General features: G+C 54.7%; 6 protein-coding genes. 5 read left to right on the top strand and 1 reads right to left on the bottom strand.

Annotated features, from left to right (window positions below):
• Nucleotides 1-183: 183 nt before the first annotated feature.
• Nucleotides 184-5,373, bottom strand: a complete 5,190-nt coding sequence (locus RR51_RS22520) for an RHS repeat domain-containing protein (RefSeq protein WP_082044747.1) — start codon at nt 5,371-5,373, stop codon at nt 184-186.
• Nucleotides 5,374-5,733: 360 nt separating this feature from the next.
• Here RR51_RS22520 and RR51_RS22515 point away from each other — a divergent pair, with 360 nt between their 5' ends.
• The 5 genes from RR51_RS22515 to RR51_RS22495 all read left to right on the top strand — a co-directional run bounded on the left by RR51_RS22515 (nt 5,734) and on the right by RR51_RS22495 (nt 19,119).
• On the top strand, nt 5,734-7,620 hold the full coding sequence (locus tag RR51_RS22515) for a hypothetical protein (RefSeq protein ID WP_052261087.1): 1,887 nt from the start codon (nt 5,734-5,736) through the stop codon (nt 7,618-7,620).
• A gap of 69 nt (nt 7,621-7,689) precedes the next feature.
• Nucleotides 7,690-10,110, top strand: coding sequence for a hypothetical protein (locus RR51_RS22510; protein ID WP_039614734.1), 2,421 nt, complete (start codon nt 7,690-7,692; stop codon nt 10,108-10,110).
• Nucleotides 10,107-13,022: a hypothetical protein gene (locus RR51_RS22505; protein ID WP_039614733.1), complete on the top strand. Its 2,916-nt coding sequence runs from the start codon at nt 10,107-10,109 to the stop codon at nt 13,020-13,022. The genes RR51_RS22510 and RR51_RS22505 overlap by 4 nt, the downstream gene beginning before the upstream one ends.
• Before the next feature lie 204 nt (nt 13,023-13,226).
• Nucleotides 13,227-16,898, top strand: a complete 3,672-nt coding sequence (locus RR51_RS22500; RefSeq protein WP_236693295.1) for an RHS repeat domain-containing protein — start codon at nt 13,227-13,229, stop codon at nt 16,896-16,898.
• 217 nt (nt 16,899-17,115) lie between these two features.
• Nucleotides 17,116-19,119 (top strand): hypothetical protein, encoded by a 2,004-nt coding sequence (locus RR51_RS22495; RefSeq protein WP_039614744.1) that lies wholly within the window; start codon nt 17,116-17,118, stop codon nt 19,117-19,119.
• The last annotated feature ends 2 nt before the right edge of the window (nt 19,120-19,121 follow it).

Genomic DNA, 19,121 nt, shown 5'->3' with positions numbered 1-19,121 from the left:
GTGGCGTGACGGCAGGTTGCGCTGCGGGATCACGGTTTACAGGCGAGGGCAGGGTAGGGGGGGAAGAGGGGGCGGGAATGTAGGAATAGTCAGTAGTCGTGGTGGAAGGAGTCGATGACGACGCAAGTGAACCGCTAGCCGGTTCCCGCGGCTTATCAGCTGCGGGAACCGGTGCGATGGGCTTTAGTCTGGTCGGCCGACACCGTACGTTCCGGGCTTTATTTTCTTTAAAATGAATTCGTTAAGTTCATCCAGCAGTGTTAGATCTCCCGGCCCCTTGCCTGGGGCGCTGGGGGCTCCCGTTGCGGTGCGCGCGACCTTTGCTGCATTTTCGGCACGAAGGGCCGCTGAGCTACCTGCTCCGTCGCTCACTAGCCCTGACGTAGGCGAAGGCGAAGGCGAAGGCGAAGGCGAAGGTGAAGGTGAAGGTGAAGGTGTAGCGGGCGGGCTTCCTGGGGCAGTGGTTTGGGTTGCTGAGGAAGTATATTTCACGTCCCGTGCGGACATGCGAGACTTGAATTTGAAAATTCTAACAGGTCTATTGATTACCTTAACCTTAGTCACAGCTTTGACCGCGGAACTACTGGCCGACTTCACCGCCTTCAATGCCGCCTTCGTCGTTGCCGTGCCGTAGCCGCCGGCATACATGCCAATGACGCTGAACACTGTACTGATGTGGAACAGCGCATCCGCCAGCTCAGGGTTTTCAATCATCTTTGCAGTTGCCACAGCCTGGAGCGCGGCAGCGACACCATTGGACGCTACCCCTACAACACCCGCCACATAGCCGGCCGTGATGCCTAGGGTAGCCGGTGCCGTCCATGGCATGGCGATGGCCGAGACCACGAAGATGGCGGCGGTCGCAGCCACACCAAGCCAGACGTACCACGGTATCTTTGGTTTATCCGGCATGAGCTCCAGCGGCGCTTCGCGGCCATGTGTCACCGGTTGGCCACGGTGGCCGGTAGGGTCTTGCCAGTAGACTGGGTTACCCAAGGCATAGCTGTACGGGTTGATGCCGGATTCTTCGGGGGGAAGCGAATCTGGGCTATGGAAGCGCATCAGGCGTGGGTTGTAGGCCCGATAGCCAAGACCCAGCAGGTACCAGCCCAACCAGCCCAACCAGCCAAGAGCGCGCTCACGTGCTTCGCCATTGAACGCCAACAGGCTGCGCAGTTCCTGTGCGCTGTCTTCAGGCAGTTGTTCGCCGTACGGTGCGTAGCATGCATAGCGCGTGGTCTGCTCTTCGCTTTCGCAAATCACGCTACCAGTGTGGTCGGTGAGCAGGAAGGTGACAGGCCCCACAGCGTTCTGTTCGGCCACGTCCAGTTGATATTCCGCGCGGGGTTGGCCGCCAGTATGCAAGTACTGAGTCAGCAGTCCGTCCTCAAGGACGCTGTCCATTTCATAGCCCAGGTAGCGTCGCTGCTGCCGACTGTTGTCGTTACTGGAATAAAGCAGTTGGTCATGGCCGTCATAGCCATATCGCGCTTTCAGCGTGCCAGCAGCATCCAGCACCTGTTGCAGCCGCCCGAAGGTGTCGTAGCACAGCTTGTTACCACATTCGTCGTTGAGCATATTGCCCAGTGCGTCATAGCCGAACGACTGCTCGGCTGGGCAGCCCTCCGGCGGCAAAGTGTGTGTGACCTTGTCCAGTTGATAAATATCATGGCTGGCATAGGTGAAGTTTGCATCGTCTCGTTGGCCATCGATGAAGGTCGTTCGGCAACGCTTGATATTGTCCACGTCGTCGAAACTGAATATCTGGGTCTTGATCTGTCGGCCATTCGCGACGGTTCGGGCGGTGTCTTCCGGGCAGTCATACTTCGTCAGACGGCCAAGTTCGTCGTATTGGAATGTTTCGTGACGAACACGCCGCCCACCTCGTTCCAGCGTACGCGAATGCAGCATGTCATCGTCCTGCCATACCTGTGTGAAAGTCTGTTCGTGGCCGTTTACACTTAGCGTGCGGCTGATTTCTCGTCCTAACGTATCGTAGTACTGATTACAAAGGGCAACAGGTTGTTGTTCCGGGACGGGGTTGGTTGTATCGCGGGTTTCGGTCGACTCGAGCAAACCGATGTCGTTGTACGCCAAGGTGGATTTCAGTGGGCCTTGTACAATACTGCTGATTCGACCGAGGTCGTCGTACTCATAATTGCACGGCAACCCATCACTGTACTTGCGTTGTAGCGGCAGGCCTTGCCAGGACTGCTGGTAGAAAGTGCTGTACGGCATGCCGCCGTGCTCCTGCCAGTGTTCCTCTGCCAAGTCACCCTGGTCGGTGTAAATATAACTGCGTACCCCAAGGGCATTGCTGGCAGTGTTGATATCCGCGCTGCTGACGTCGTAATCGAAGTCGGCGTTCTCGGTGCTCAGCAACTGGCCTTGTTCTTCCACTGTGGCCGTGAGCTTTTTCGGTTGTTCGGTCAGTTCCGGCTCGTAGTCATAGCGGATGATATGCTTGCACTTGCCTTTGCCGGTCATTTCCAGCTTGTACGCCGTGCGCGTTTCGATCAGTTGAGTTGTGCCCCTGTAGGTATAACATTCCTCCCGTGAGCCCACCGCCAGACGCACCAGCCGATCAAGGCCGTCGAAGTTTCGTTGGTACAGGATCTGCACGGTGTTACTGCCAGCCACTTTCAGTTCAAGTCGCGTAACCAGTTCCCCCGCGCTATGGCTGGCAAATTCGCGCAACAAGGTCGCTCCGTTCGGTCGCTGGTTGCTGAACATTCTTCCCAGCGCGTCATATCTGAACTGGTTGGTACGGGTGATCACCCTGCTGCTGTCGACAGGGTCTTTGATGGTCTCGGTTTCGCTGAGGCAGCGGCCAAGTCCGTCATAGGTGTAGTCGGTGCGACCGACCTGTAATACAACTTTGTCTTTTTCCTCCACCTGTCGGTATTCGTAGATCGGCTTGCCGAAACGGTTCAGCTTGCTGATGTGCAACTGCAGACGCCTGCCTGGCAATTTCGGGCTTTCGATCCAGCGAGTCACCAGTCGCCCACCGGCCTCGAGTGGCGAGGTGTCGACGCGTTCCCTTACGCCATCCGGGCGAATCACTTCACTCCGTTGTCCCCAGCCATCGTAGGCGTAGCGGTTTACCAGCTGCAGCACGCGCTCTGCTTGTGACCCATCGTTGGCCGGCAGATAGTCAAAGCTGGTTTCGCTGGCCAGGCGGCCAGCCGAGTCATAGCGCATTTGGGATACGGTGCGCGTGATGGGGTTGCCGCTGAGTGGGTGCTTGGCTGTGCGCTGCTCCTTGATAGGGCGGCGGTTGCCGTCGTAAACGATGCGGGTGATTACCCCTTTGCTGTCTGTGATTTCTTCAGCAGCGCGTATCTTTCCGTCATCCTCGAGGAACTTATAGGCCGTCGTGTGTGTAGCGGCAAATGACGTGCCCGGGCTAGCAGTTTGCCCGATGACGCGCCCCAGCAGATCGTGTCGATAGCGTGTGAACACGCCATTGGCGTCCTGTTCCAGCACTAACTGCCCGGTGTGCAAGGCAAAGGTGCTGGTTGTCTTTCTCTGCAAGGTACCTGTGTAGTCAGTGAAGGTTTCGGTGTTTTGGCCCCAGCTCAGCGTGCCATCATCTGCCTTGACCTTTTCATACTTCCAACTGCTGACAGCTTTAGTGTCATTGATTTCCAGGACTTGCTTATCGAGTCGACCATGCAGGAACGGCAGGTCGGGCTTGTTGAGGTAGTGGCGCTTTTTACTGTTGAGTAAACGCCCGTCTTCTACCGGACCTTCGTACATGTCTTCCTGCTGCAGCGCCAGCCAATTTGGCAGGTCGGGCAGCTCTGGGTTGATGTTGGCTTGGGGAATCGCAGGTAGCTCGATGTATTTATACAGGCTGCTCAAGACCTGCGCCTTCGGTGCTTCTGGATCGTCTGTGCTGGCCGGGTAAATGGTGGCGGTCATGAGGTTGCGAACGAAGCCTTCCGGGTCTTCGGTGCCAGGATAGTAAGTGCGCTCCATACGCGAGCCGTCGGGTTTGATCTCTGTCAGCAGGTTGCCGTAGTTATCGTAGAGGGTGATCGTTTCTTCACTGTCGCCTGGTTCCGAGGAGCCAGCCTGGTGCCAGCTTTTTATAACTTTATGTGGTAGCTGGAAGTATGCAGGCTGGTCCTTGAATTGTGTGTTTTCTTTTTCGTGGTACTTCGTACGGATCGTTTCGATGCAGCCTTGCTCGGTGGTGGTCTGCAGGGTCATCAGATGAAACCGGTTGAATGTACTGACGACCGTCCGCTGGATAGCCTTGCCGAGATAATGTTCGGCAGTCGAGGTGTATTCATAATGGGAGTTGGCGTACCTGTACAGTTGATCTGTGCCGTCATCTCCATAAATGAGGTCAGTGTTATTGCCAAGGAAGTTGTTGCTTGAAAATCGGTAGCGTGTTCGCATGTGGGTGTTGATATCGGACAGGTCGGGCATGACCACGTGCTCTTCGACACAGGGTAATGTGCGCTCGATACCCGGATATTTATGGCCATCACCTTTGTAGGTTATCGTTTCCACGCCGCCATCTGGGTTCTTGATGCGATTTATGAAGTAAAGTGTAACTTTTTCATTGCCTGTGCCTTGTTCATGGCTTTGATAATTCACGTCCCAGTATTCATCGGCCGAGGTGGGCAGGATTATTTTTCTGAGTTGTTCGCTGTCCAGTTTCAGCGTGTAGCGCGCGCTGTCGGGGGTTTTCGGGTTGCTTGTAATACTGACCTGATCTGTTAGCGAATAGTCGATTTCGAGCAAACTGCGTCCCGTATCGTCCGCGATCGAGGTCAACCGTGGGTGATCTTTCTCTGTGTCATACATGAACCTGATGCCATGGCCAGAGGCATTGGTGACGCGTGCCGTTATTGCTATATCGGGGTTGCTGCGTTGCGGTTCAAGAATCTCGATCAACCCAGACTTGTGGGCGATTCGATAGCGCTTCCTGTTGTCTTTGCTGATGTTCTGGAAGTGAAAACTTTCCAACTTGCCTTCAGGAATTACAGGTTTTTCCCCGGGCCCGTTATCGTAAACTTTAAATGTCTCGCCGGTGTAAAGATCGAGCATGCCGGTGAGGGAGTTGAAGCGACTGTTTTTTAGGTTCCAGCCAATACCGAAACCGGCATTCGTACTATTCATCGGGTTGAAATCAAGTTGCCCAGGATAATCCGGGCCACACAAGTCATTGGCGTTCAGTGGTGGCAGGGCAATGGACTGGGTAAACAAGCCGGTGCGTGGGTCGACACTACTTTGCATGAAGCTGGAAAAATGGAAGGCATTCGATGTGGTTGCCATGGCGTTAGGTCCTGAGAGGTTGATGTGCTGGCCGCGCTGCAGCCCAAAAGAAAACCTGAATGCGCAGTGGTTCTGCGTGCGCATGAAGCCCGCCTTATCCGGATCTTAGAGTCGTGTCTTTTCAGCGGGCTGCCCAGGCATTACGAATATCAGAAGCGCTCAGCCTGTCTCGAAGGCTAAGAAAAAAACTACGCCTGCGCACCTGGTAAAACTGATAGGTGCGCATTGCCTGGAAAGCAGCGTGGCGCTGCCGGCTACCTGTTAATTCTGCTAGTTGTCTGCGCCACAGGCCTGATCTAAAAATGACCTGGCATGTGATCGGATATCAGCGGGTGGCGCTACGGCAACGCTGTCTTGCGTTTCACTCCCTCATGTTCCCCTTATTGTGACCTGCGTATCTGATCTCGCTGTGAAGAGAGGTGCGTATGGAGTGGAGGTATTGATATGGTTGAGCGGCCGGGGCAACCGAATATTGGGCTTTTGAAATCCTCTTCGGTGGATTGCCTGGAACGAGATATCAAAAATAGTGGTTACCGTAAGGAGGATCTTGCAGCTCCTGGCATTCCTGACTTGACTGCGTCTAATGAGATTGATCTGGACAAGTTGGGTGCTAATGACTTGCGCACGACCATTCAGTACGACGGCATGAAGAAAGACGACAGGTTGCGCGTACGTTGGTTAGGGCGAAGTACAACCGGAAAGGCGTTCGACTATATAGGTAATTTTTATATCGAGGATAAAGACCTGCCCGACGGGCTTGAAGTAAGCATCCAGAACCATTATCTGGTCGACGCTGCCGGCGGAGAGGTATTTTATTCCTACACCTATCAACCTGGCTCGTCTGAAGAAGCCGAGTCGTTGCGCAGGTTTTGCTACATCGGGCTCAGGCCGCGCTTAGGTGAAACGCTGTCAGTACTGCAACTGGTTCAGTCGCACGGCCTGATCATCCAGCCAGACAAGTTGCCTTCGGCCGGGCTGACAGCAATGGTGCCTCGCTATCAAGCCATGCGCGAGGGCGACAAGGTCACCTTCAGAGTCGTAGGGTATGAATCCGAAGGTAACGAGGATGAGACCTGGACACGGCAGGTCACCGTAGGCAAAACCCACTTCGATAAACAAGCCATCAGTGAAGTGATTGGGACGGGGTTCTTCAACTGGATTGAAGAGGGCTATGTGTTGGCGTCCTACACCATAGATTTCGTCGACGGCGGGCAGCTGGAGTCTCCGGTACAGCGTCTGACAGTCGACTCAGGCGCTACGCTACCCGGCTATCTCGATAAACCGTCAATTGACGGATACACCGAGGGCGATCCGCTGGATCCCAGCAAACACCCTGATGGCTTGGTGGTCAAGGTGCCAGAATATCCTGGCATTGCGGACTCGGACTACATCGTCATGTTGTGGTCGATCCCGGGCGGGGGACGGCAGTGGCTGCCATCCTTGCGTGTGGACCCGAGTACGCGAGCTTCCGACTCGATCGTCTTCCAGGTTGACCAGGAAATACTCGTCGAGAGCCAAAGCTCCAAGGTAAGTGTTTCTTTCCTGTATGGTCGCCAAGGTGCCGCGTTGCACTCGCAAGTACTGGAAGTGAATGTGCAGCGTGCACGTCTTCCTGACGCCCCGAAGATTGCCAAGGCTACTTCCGATGGTGCGGCAAATACAGGTCTCATACTGGCGGGCGAGTCTACGGGTGGTGTTTATGTCGATGTGCCTGCGGCGGAGGTGCAAGAAGGAGAAGTGCCCCAAGTTCATTGGTGGGGACGCACCCCGTTTGGCCAGTTTATCGCCGAGGAACCGGCTTCCCCGGCCACCCCGCTGCGTTTCTGGATCCCCCCGGAATATGTGCCGGCCAATATGGGTAAAGGCGAGAAGGATTTTACCGAGCGCTTCGATGTTTTCTATCGTTTGACGCGAGGCGACGACTACGTCCAATCGCTACCTTACAAATTGCGTATCAAACCCTTGGCGACATCTATTTATCCATCTGTGAGATGTGATGGTTTCGATGACGGCGGAGTATCCCTTGCCGCTGTGCCCGAGAAGGGGCTTGGGCTGATGTTGGATATTTGGGCATTCGTAGCCGCAGGGCAGTTACTGACTATCGAAATGTCCGGTGTGGACAAGGCGTCACAACCGGTCAGGGTCATCGTAAGGGACGCTAAAGCCGTCACGGTCGATGAGGCGAATAATGGGATCAAAGAGTTACTCGCCAAAGACCATCTTAGAAAATTGAAAATAGATTTTCATTTCACATTGAGCGCTCGGGTGAGCTTTAATGGAGGCGAACATTTCTTTCAATTCATTCCTTATTCATTGCCGCTGCACACCTAACAGGTTGTTCACTGAGTGAATATAGAGGCGCTTCGGAATATTCGATTTTTAAACAGCGAGGAAACTAACATGGCTAGGCCGACACTGAGTGATTATCTGACGTATATGGGCAAGGCGCCACGTACAAAAGGTTGGGGGGCCTTGTTGGTCTATGATCGCGCGAAAACCAACATGCTGCTGATGCAGGAGCATATTCTGCGCGGGCAGCAAGGGGCTTGGATCGAACCGGTTTCCGGTGAAAAAGTTACCGAGAATGGCAAGATTTCCCGCCTTTCCAACTTTTCTTTCGGTGCGCCGGTCTTGTCGTTCGAGAACGCGAACATCGGTAGTTCAATGGCCATGCTGAGCATGCCCGTACTCGGTGGCATACTGACCGAGTATAGCCGTCAGCAGGGGGCCAGCCAGCCGAGTCTGATCGGTCTCACCAAATTTGACCCCCTGACCGCGCCACGTGTGAAGATGCATATCAAGCTCAACGAAGGCGGCGGTGGAGTTGTGGGCGAGGATGGCCGGGTGACATTGGACCTGTCCAATAGTGAGGGTTATTACTTCGAGGTTAGTCAGTGGGAGGAACTGAATACAAAACTGGGAGAGTTGATCGAGGAGAAGTTTAAAGAGCCTGAAAGGGGAGAACAAGTTTGGGAATTGAACAGGCTGGCACCGATTGAAGGTAGCCTTAACCCAACGTCCTTCAGGGTACGGACGCATTCGCTGGCCAAAGCGGGGAATGCCATTTCGAGTCCGCTGCAGGAAGAACAGGAAGAGGGAGCGGTTATTGTCGGTGTCGCATTCAATGGCGACAAGAATGGCGATTTTCCAGCCAGTGATGAGGATATGCCTTATTTCCTTCCTTCGCGAGACGGTGGTGCATACACAATGAATTTGTGTATGCATAATGAGGTTTGGATGGGCTCTGCAGTGAACACGTTGATGTCGGCTTTACCGCATGTAAAGGTCGAAGATCCAGAGTTTATTTATGATAGTTTAGGTTTTTTGCGGACTGTGGCTGTCGGCCAGATCAACTTCCGTGTAAAGGCTACCACTTCTGAAGGAGATCTGGGTGAGATGCTGAGGGTGACTGTCGTTGCCGACTTCAATGAGCCTATGGGTACTTTCAGTTTTAAACTGGAGGAAGGCTCTCTTCTGTTGACATGGACTAGCGCCGGTACCTATGGAAATGCGGTGGTTATTTGGTTGGAGTGGCTAAATGGCATGCTTGTGCCGTTCCAAGTTTATAAGAAAACAGACCTGAACATATCGGCCACTTGCCGGGTGGCCGTCGAGGTTGATGGAGGCAAGCTCATCCTGAGGCCAGGCGAAACAGAGATTTCATGTGACATAAAGATCAAAGATGCCAATGCGAGAATTACTGAGATCTTTAATCGAGTGGCTTCTAGATTCGAAGCGGAGGCCAAAGCTTTTATAAGCGGTATTTTTGATGCTCTTGATGGCACCTTTGAGCTTATTGACCTGCTGCGTCTTAATGGCTTGTTGTTCCGCAACAATACACGACCTGTAATTGATACTTCCTGGACCTCTGGGGACCTTTCATTGCTGGGTGACCTGGCCCCTGCGCTCACATCTTTTGCAATCGATCCGCTTGACAAGGTCCTCATCGCCGGTGGCCAGCAGAAGTTGACGCTGGTGCCCAGGCCGGAGGAAACCGTTACCTGGACCGTCAAGGCTGCCGATGATGGCTCTACCGATAAAACACTGGTGGGCGAGGTCGTGGGGGATATATACAAGGCACCCGCAGCGGACAAGGTTCCCGGCACATTCCGCAACATCATTGTCACGGCCACGGCTGGCGAGAACAGCAGCAGTGCCCAACTGACCATCGTACCCAAACCGGTGGCGGTCAGCCCGAACCTGCTGAGTGCGAACTTCACTCAGGACAAACCGGAGCGCTATGTACTGGAGGGCGGTACCATAGATTCGGCGCTGACATGGGAGAAGAGTGCCAACTTCAAGGGTATTTTGCGAGATCCGGAGCCTTCCGATTACAACGATCTTGTCATCCCTCGGGACAAGAAGTGCAAGATCTATGTTGCGCCTCAGAGAGATCCGGGCACTGGCCAGGACCGGCTCATGCAACTGGACCAGGTGCGGGTCAGTAGTGGGGGCCGCACGGAAACCATCGATATCATTACTGCATGGGACATGCCGTCGGCAACCATGACGGTCGACGCAGTGGATAATGCACTCAAGCTGACGCTGACAGTCGCAGCCTGGGAGGGAGGTGATGAGGTTCTCCCACCCGAGAGAACGCAGTGGTACAAGGTTCTGGGCACCGGGAAAATCGATGACGCTAAGGGTACTTACACGCCAGGGGCGGACGAGGGCGATTACGTGATTATTGCCGGTGTTGCCAAGCAGAGTGGGCTGTCCTGGAATTACAGCGTACTGCCTATGCCTTACACCAAAGTGGAAGCCCAGGTTTTCGCTGAGGTCAATGAGGCTTTCGATCGCCTGCAGGCAGCGAGGTCATGATCATGTCTGCAAATTCCAAACAAGACTTGCTCGATGAGTTGGCCAAGGGCGACAGCATGCGCCGCTGGGGCGCGGTACTGGCGCTTGGCCGGGATGCAGTCAACAGGGGGTTGCAAAGCAACTTCGTGGAGGCAATTACCGACTCTGGTGTGCTGCAGCCTATCAGTGGTGAGTTCTATATTGACCCTGGCACCAGGACTGAAAAGGTAGCTTTCGAAAACCTTACCCTGGGCCCGGCACAGTTGTCTTTCCAGGGCGCATCGGGCAGCGGGCCGCAGGTGCGGGTGCGTATGGAGCTGATCGCGGGGAGCTGTGCGTCTTCGACCTTCATGATCGGCAACGTCAATCGCCTCAGAAGAAGCCATGCCCTGGAAATGGGCATGGGCTATCAGTTCGAAGTCTATGGCCGCCTGAAGGTGCAGGCGCACGAGCACCTCGATAGGAGCTTGGTGGTGCTCGACCTGAGCGAGGCGGACAACCCTACCTGTACCTTGGGCTTCAGCAGCACCGCTGCGAACGCGATGGGCAAATTCATTCTCGAGAAGCTTCGCCAGCAGGGCGTGCTGGCCCGTCAGATACCGGTGCTAGCGTTCGATATATACGGTCGTAACGGATTGTCCACTACCCGCATCGAGGTCGTGGCCCAACAAGCGCCTGCCGGCGGAGGCGGGGGTACTTCGCCGGTAGATGATGGCGCGCTGTTGGTACTGATGCAATTGGTCGCGGGTGTGGAAGCGGGCCAGCCAGGCAGCCCCTTGCCTTATTTGTTGCCGCGCAAGACTGACAAGGACAACTACGCCAGTGCATTGCTGATCAGTCGTCCGCGTGCGCCCATCGCTAAAGCGCGCCCGTCTATCGCCCTGGAGCAACTGGTTTTGCCCGATGCCTATCAAGTCGTGCTGGAGCAGGAAGAGCACAACCCGCATGACATGATCGTTTTCGGCGATGTCAGGGCCAGTAGCTACTCTCGGCAACTGCTGCCGAATATCGCAAGGGTTTCTGCAGGCAATGAGGTGCGCTTTGACGCCGGGGCCACTGTCAGCCGGTGGTCGGCGGCCGATGTGCATCATCCGCAAAACTCTGGCGAGATGGAAGGTGCCAAGTACACCGCTCCCAGTGTGCACACGTTCCCGGCGCAGCAACGCCTGGTGAAGATTACCGGTAGTTTGGCCAGTGGCAATGGGGAGGTGTCCAAGTCGTCGTTGCTGGTGGTGTCAACGGAGCAGCTGGCAGTTTCCCCGCGGGTGGTTATCTGGGCGAAAGGGGATGACCCTGTTCGGCTGACTGCATCCGAAGGCGGCAGGTTGGAGTGGGCGCTCGAGGGCAATGCGTTCGGTAGCATCGAGCGTGACCCGGCGGGCGACCAGAATACGCCCCATGCTCTTTTCACGCCTGCTCCGCCTACGGATAACTCACCGATTCGTCTGCAGCGCATCCGGGTCAGGAACTGGGGGGAGGAGGAAGGTTATGCGACCGTGATCATCCTCGACAAGATTGCACCCTGGGAGGTACAGCCCTTCCATGTATCCACGTTACCGGCCGATGGCAAAGTGCTTTTTGCCATGCCTGGGTTGCCAGAAGAGCCTGCAGCGACGACGCTTGAGACGGCGTGGGACGATCACCCTGTCGTGCAAAGTACCCGATGGGTGCTGTATGGCGAAGGCGAACTTGATGAGAAAAGCGGTCAATATACGGCGCCTGAGCAAAGCACCGGTCAAGCCAGTGTCGTGGCGGGTATCTACGGTGGCCAGGCGGGTATCGCAGTGATAGAGCATCATGCAGGGTCGCCTCGGGACATGGCCCTGAGCAAACAGCGTTGGATATCCCTGCAGCATTTCTATGTCAGCCTGAACAATACATCCAGAAAAGTGGCCTTGGCTAATGGCAGGCAGCAGGTGGGGATTGATATCGAAATCAAGACTGACCTGGTTGAAACAGAAGTTGGCCCCGTTCCTATTCCAATCAGCGATGCCGAACTGGCCACGCTGGTATTGACACACAAAGATGGGACCAGGATCGACTGGCTGCCTGTGGGGACGGAAAGCCTCAGGACGGACGGTCGAAAGTGGGTAGGCAATAAAGCTCGCAATCGCTTCGATTATTACCCAGTCGCTTTCGCTGCACCCACCACGGCACCTGAGGATGATCAGGCCACGCGCCGCGTAACGGTCTACCTTCAAACCACCCAGGCTGAAGTGACACACATCCGTGCCGAGTTCCGAGGCCATGATAACCAAGTCCACAGGTCATATGACAAGAGTGCGACGCGTGGCGAGGTAGAACTTGAGGGGCGGGTAGTAGAACAGCTCAATGAGGCGGATATAGAGCCATTCAAAGGTAAACGGATACGAGAGCAAGGTGGGTTCGATAAAGAGCGGAAAGATGGCACCTTGGATATCCATAATTATTGGAATTATACAACTGACTATTGGCTGCTCAAAGGCGTAAGGCGCAGGTTTGTGGATGTACGCTTCGACCAGATTTCCATGGTGAAGTGGGAAAGTGAGTTGCTCGACGAAACATTCTGCAGTTACGTGGGAACTGCGTACTTTCCCCGTGCTCTTCCCGGTCAGCGTCCGATTGCTGGACGCATGGAGTACCAGGCTGAAATGGAATTGCTGGCGATTCCGCAAGCCGGTACAGCGTTGGATCGCGTTATCAAGCCAAGTGAGATACCAGCAGAAGGCGCCGTGTTGTTTGTGCTCGAGCGGGTCGCGGACATGAAGTTCTGGTACGACCACAATGGCGTTCGATGGCGCGAAGGCTTGGGAGAGCCGATGCAACTCACGTTGATCGACAACTACGGCTCAGACCACACGCTGAAAGTCAGGTGGGGACGAAAAAATAATGACGGCTCCGTCGACTCATCGGATGTGCGTAACTATTTGCACTTCGAAATCATATCTGCTTGAGAAATATTGATGGCACAGTGAACTGTGCTGGTTCTTTTACTGTATTGGCTGCCCCTATGGTCAGGGGCAGCCACGCCCTGTTGAGGGATATATATGACGACAAAGTCGGTAGTGCACTCCAATGCTTTCAACTTCATGAGCTTCGTGCAAGGTGGCGTAGACTCTCGGACCGGGCAATATAGTCTGACTATCGAGCTGCCTGGTATGCCGGCCAACTACCTGAACGGCCCCAACTTGCCTTTGCACATCACGTTCAACCCCATGAACCCGGAAGACTCGGGGTTCGGCGCCGGCTGGCGTTTAGGCCTGAGCGAATATGATCTGGATAGCCAGATCCTCAGCCTGTACAGCGGTGAGCAATTCAAGGTCGTGGATAACGGGCCAGGCCGGAAAGGTAGGGTGCCGGAGCGCAAAATTGATAGTTTCCATTTCGAACATGTTCTTGTGGAAGGCGAAACCCGTTATCGCGTCGCGCACAAATCAGGTTTGATCGAGTTGCTCAAGGTGTACACGGTTCCTGCTCCCGAGCCAGGGCTGCCGGACCGACGGGTAGCGTTCCCGGCGCAGGTACTGGCACCGACCGGGCATGGTGTTTCCTTGCGGTACGACATTGTGCAGGTGCCATCACCGATGCCAGGTATCCCGGCGAAACGTGTGCCCTGCCTGGCCGAGATAGAGGATGACACCGGACGCAAACTGCTGACGATCGATTATTCCCTCAGCGACCGGATATTCATCGATATCAACCCGGACACGCTGGCGTGTGCGCGTTATACACTGCAGCGCAATGGCAGTGAACTGGAGAAGGTCATACTGCCGACCAAAGATAATGCACGTTGGCAGTTCAAGTACAGGGTGATGGGCGAGGTGCGTTGCCTCGTAGCGCTGCAGACGCCTGTCAATGGCGCTGAAGAAATCATCTATGACGAAGCAGGACACAAGTTTCCCGGCAGTGGTGGCAGGACACTGCCACGTGTAAAAAGTCATGTGGTCAAGCCGGGTGCGAAGCAGCCTGACATGCGTACGGACTACAGCTACAGCTCGAATAACTTCCTGGGTAACAACACAAGTATCACTTGGGAAGACAACGGTGAGGACAACCTGTACAAGAATGCCGACGTGACGTACCTCTACGATGCCACGGCCACGCATTTCAAAGGCGGCAAAGGGGTACGAACGGTCAAGTCCACGTTCAACCGTTTCCATTTGATGATCGAACAGGTCACTACGCAAAACGATTGCATCGAAACGCAAACCGTCCATTATCCTGAGGTACCGAACAGGCAATTCGGGGATCAGCCAGCGAATTTCCAGTTGGCCGAAACCACGATCACTTCTTGGCGCCAAGGCCTGTCGGGCGCCCCCCGGGAAGAGAAGGAAATTACCCGCTACGATCTTTATGGCAACCTGACGGAAAAGATCGAGGCCAATGGCAAAACGACGGTATGGACGTATTATCCGGCCCATGAGGACCCCGAGCAATTCGTGCGTCACATCAAGACCGAGGAAGTTATTCCGGCCGTTGGAGAAGGCCGCGCCGAAGCGCTGCGCAACCTGTACACCTACCGCTTGCTTTCGTCGCTCGCAGAGCAAGGCAAGGGAACCTTGCAGCGTCACCACGACCAACAGGTCCGGGTGCGTGATGAAGCGCCACTGTGGCACACCACTATCGAATATTACGCAGACCCCACCGATGTAGTTGCGTATGGCAGGCCGAAGGCGCTGACACAAGTGCTGAATGGCAAGAAGACCCTTACCGAGTATGTCTATGGCGAGGTGTCGATCGAAGGTCACCCGGCAGTACAGACTGTAGAAACCCTGACCGGGTTCGATCATGGCCAGCCGCTGCTCGCCCGCGAACAGGCGCATGTGAAGGGGGGGGCGAGCCGGCATTCGCAGAAGGTCAACACCCTCCAGCATTCGCTCTTGATCGGTGAGCCAATGCTCAACTACGACGACAATCAGGTGCAGATTGCCTATCTGTATGACGAACTGCGGCGTGTCATCCGCGAAACGGTCGACCCGTTCGGTGAGTTCAAAGCTTGGCGCAGCTACAACTATTACCTGTCTTCTGATGGTCAGCAGGCTTATCAGGAAGAGACTGATGTGAAGGGTGTGACCACCTGGATCTATGTGGATGGGCTCAATCGGGTTCAGCGGGTAGAACGCCAGGACCCGGATTTTGGCGCTACCGCTAAAGCGAGGGCAACGCCGCGGCTCAGGAAAACTGCGCATTATGATGAGCTGGGCGATTTGCTGGAAGAGGTCCAGTACGAATGGCTGGAGCTGAAGAACCTGCCATTGTCCACCCGTTACGAGTATGACGATTGGCGCCAGCGTAGCTGCGAAATCGGCCCGGACGGTGTACGCAACTACACAGTGACCGATCCGGTCGGTTTGCCGGATCGGCTGGGGCCAATTGTTCGCGAGTGGCGAGAGTCCAAGTCACGATTGCTACGCAGTGGCACCACTATTACTCGCATGAACCTGTTCGAGCAGCCGGTCGATGTCGAGCGAGTGGATAACCGGGGGCAAACCGAGAGTTTGCATCGGTATTACTACGATGGGTGGGGGCGTACTGTTCGGGAAGTGGATGCACGTGGGTATGAAACGTCGTCTGTTTACGATGAGTACGATCGGCTTGTCGACCAGACACTGCCTGATGGATCGGTGGTGCACCGTGACTACGCCCCGCATGCCAAGGGTGATCTGCCGACGTTGATCAAAGTGCAAGATGTTACGGATGGCAAGGATCATGTGATGGGTACGCAAACCTTCGATGGCCTGGATCGCATGATCGAGTCGGTAACCGGCGGGCGGGTGCGCACTCTCTTGTATGATCTCGGGCAGCACCAGCCGGCGGTAGTGATCACACCTGCCGGTAACCGCATCGACTACAAATATGTGCCGCAATTGAGTGAAGAACCGCTGCGTCGTACATTCGCGGGTGACGACGCGAGCTACGTGTACGACAAGCAGAACGCGCGTTTGCTTAACTGCACCGAGAACGACGAAGCGCTTGAGCGTGAGTATTTCAGCACTGGCGAACTGAAAACGGAAAGGCGTCAGCGGACCGGTGAGGAACTCTATGAGATGGCCTATGTGCACAGCATCGATGCTCGGTTGCTGAGGTACACGGATGTGCTTGGCAATACCCAGTTCTATGAATACGACTCGGCAGGGCGGTTGCGCCAGACCAGCCTGGAGAATGTCACCAGTACTTTTGACTACGATGCATTGGGCAGGATGGCCAGCATTTTCACCGAAACCGAGGATGAGGACGGGACACATCGCAGCCTGCGAACCGAGCTGTTCTATGACGATTTCGACCGTGAAATCCTGCGACGTTTCGACTTTGGCGATACCGTTCAGACTTTGGCACAAGCCTACAACGCGGTAGATGGCATCATCAGTAAAACGCTGAAGGAGGGCGATGCGGAACTGCGCCACGAAGACTTCGAATACGACGATAGGGCCAGGTTGTGGAAATATACCTGCCGAGGTGTAACTGACTATGTGCCTGTCGACCCCTATGGAAACAAGATCGAGGAGCAGCTTTTCCGCTTCGATGGCCGCGATAATATCACCCGGGTTCGAACCACTTTCAATGGCGGGAAGATTGACGCTACTTACCTGTTCGGCAATGAGGCTGATCCGGCACAGTTGACGGGTATTGATATGATTTGGGCCGATGGGAAAACGGAACACATTCCGTTGGAGTATGACTGCGATGGCAATTTGAAAACTGACGAAGAGAAGCGTCAGTTGACCTATGATGCCCTGGGGCGCCTGTCGCAGGTGGTTGTACCTGCACAAGGTATTACAGCCAATTACGGCTATGACCCGCTAGACCGTCTGGCGTCGCAGGATGCTTGAAGCACGCGGGTAATCGAAAGAGCGGTATTTTAAATCGACAATGTAGTCGGAGCCTGCCTTTGCGCAGGCTTTTTCTTATCTTGGATGTCCAGGTTGACTTGTTGTCAACTGATAAAATTGTCAGTTCACCGAGTGTGCGTTGCGTGATTGAATAGTCCCTGTGATATTGGCTTTGAAGTTAATGTTGACGTCAATCATGACAGGGTGGGCCACCGGAATGAGCAGCAAGATTCATACACCAGCTGAGTCGACTCGGCAAACGGTAAGGCGCGCAAGAGCCGTGAACTCGGAAGGTAAGGCGCTGGTCAAGCCGGGTATAGATCCGGCTCTGTTGGCAGACGCCCGGGATGGTACTGTATTCAGCGCTGTTTTGACTGACGCCACGAAGAATCTGGTCATCAGCATCGAGGCGTGGCCGTCGCTGGAAGAGATTCCGGCGGGTTTTTTTGATGTATTGGAAATCTATCATGTCTCCGCGAGCGGTGTGTCTACATGTCTGTCGAGTGAAGAGTATACAGGCGCTGATGTTGGGAAGTTCCCACTTTCGATAGTCATAGATAAAGATAAGGTCGAGAGTTGGGTGGACGGGCCGCAGCTATTTAGCTACAAGGTCAAACCATGGAACGGCTCTGACCCGACGGATTCTGAAGTGCTGAGCCTGATTTTTGACCGTGTGCCTCCTTATGGTAATAGCACGCCTGTCGCGCTCCCTGCGTTGGGCTATGATGTTGTTGATGCGAATATTGACAGTGTGTCGGTCGAGTTGCCGGACTATGACACGTACGCGGTTGGCGATAAGGTTTATGTTTACTGGCTGAATCATGTTCCGGAAGATCCATCCATGATATCTCCGGTTGCTTCCGATGTGATTGATGTATTGCCAAAGACATTGAAGGTACCCGCTGATGAGATCAAGGCGGTGGGGGATGGCGGGGTGTATGTGCTGTATGCACTGGTCGACAAGGCTGGCAATATCAGCAGGCTGTCATTGCCGATGGCTGTGGGTGTTGCCGTGGGCCCGCTGCCCTCGGGGCTTCAGGACCCGGCAGTGCCGTTGGCGGCAGATGGCTTGATTGATCAGGAGGATGCCTGGGCCGGGGTAGTGGTGGAGGTTCCGAGCTTTGACAACTGGAAGTCGACCGATTGGGTGCAGGTCAGGTGGGGGGCGGTGGGGCTCGGCTGGCGTGAAATAGGTAGCGCTCCCAAGTTTCCGCTTGAATTCGTGGTCCTGCCCAGGCAATTGTGGGATCAATATGGCGCTACGAGCACGGGCAACGTAGAAACCAACGTCAGTTATGAACTGCGCCGCGGTGCGGTGCCGCAGGGCGGTAAAGACATTGATGTGGATGTGAACCTGGAGGTCATCGGGCCGACTGATCCAGGCACTGACCCTGGCTGGCCAGACCCAGTCAATCCGAAACTTTCGCTTGCTGAAGTTTTTGGCAGAAGTTCCGGTGCGCTGAATACATTGCTGCCGGAAGATGAGAAGCAGGACGCTGTGTTGAAAGTCACAATCGATGCGGCTTTCAAAGAGGGCGATATTGTCAGTTTTTATTGGGATGATAAACATGTCGTCGAGATTGACTACACGCTGGCAGCCAAAGACTTGGGGGTGGAAATAAATGTGGATGTTCCCTGGGCTTATATCGAAGCGCGTAACAATGGCAGTGTGCCTGTGTGTTATGTGGTCGAACGCCCTGGTGTGCCCAATCGTCCGAAGTCTCCAAGCACCATCGTCAATGTCGAAGCCATTGTTCTACGCCCGGATGCGCCCGCCTTTTTGGGGGGGAATACCAGTGCGAATCCGCCTGAAGGTTGGTTGACCTGCGGAGCCCTGTACGATGATGAGAATCCTAGTCCGTTGGATCCGGCAATCAGAGTATTGATAAAAGGCCTTGGTGATTATGGTTTGAAGGCAGGCGACCAATTGACCATGCATTGGTATGCCGTGCATAATTTTAGCGGTGAGGAGAGAATTGACGATACCGTGTTAGACGAGGTGATAGATCTGACGGAAGCAGACCTTGCTGAGTTGGTGTGGCGTGTGCAGCCGTATGATGAGTATATTCTGCCAATTTATAATTATCACGCTACCATTCATTATGGGCGAGGGCGTGTTTATTACAGTTTTTCTCTAGACGGAAAAACTGTTAATTCAGAGTTGGCGGAGCAAGTTGTTTCCATGCACGATGCAGCCGGTAGTTGTCCTCTCAGACCTTGAAT

The sequence above is a fragment of the Pseudomonas sp. C5pp genome (assembly GCF_000814065.1).
GTDB lineage: Bacteria > Pseudomonadota > Gammaproteobacteria > Pseudomonadales > Pseudomonadaceae > Aquipseudomonas > Aquipseudomonas asiatica.
Note: the sequence above shows the minus strand (reverse complement) of the source record. Positions and strands in the feature narration are given on the sequence as shown.

What these genes read in the sequence shown, in the direction of transcription:
- RR51_RS22520 (WP_082044747.1), bottom strand. Translation starts at nt 5,373, where the DNA reads ATGCGCACGCAGAACCACTGCGCATTCAGGTTTTCTTTTGGGCTGCAG.
- RR51_RS22515 (WP_052261087.1), top strand. Translation starts at nt 5,734, where the DNA reads ATGGTTGAGCGGCCGGGGCAACCGAATATTGGGCTTTTGAAATCCTCT.
- RR51_RS22510 (WP_039614734.1), top strand. Translation starts at nt 7,690, where the DNA reads ATGGCTAGGCCGACACTGAGTGATTATCTGACGTATATGGGCAAGGCG.
- RR51_RS22505 (WP_039614733.1), top strand. Translation starts at nt 10,107, where the DNA reads ATGATCATGTCTGCAAATTCCAAACAAGACTTGCTCGATGAGTTGGCC.
- RR51_RS22500 (WP_236693295.1), top strand. Translation starts at nt 13,227, where the DNA reads ATGCCGGCCAACTACCTGAACGGCCCCAACTTGCCTTTGCACATCACG.
- RR51_RS22495 (WP_039614744.1), top strand. Translation starts at nt 17,116, where the DNA reads ATGAGCAGCAAGATTCATACACCAGCTGAGTCGACTCGGCAAACGGTA.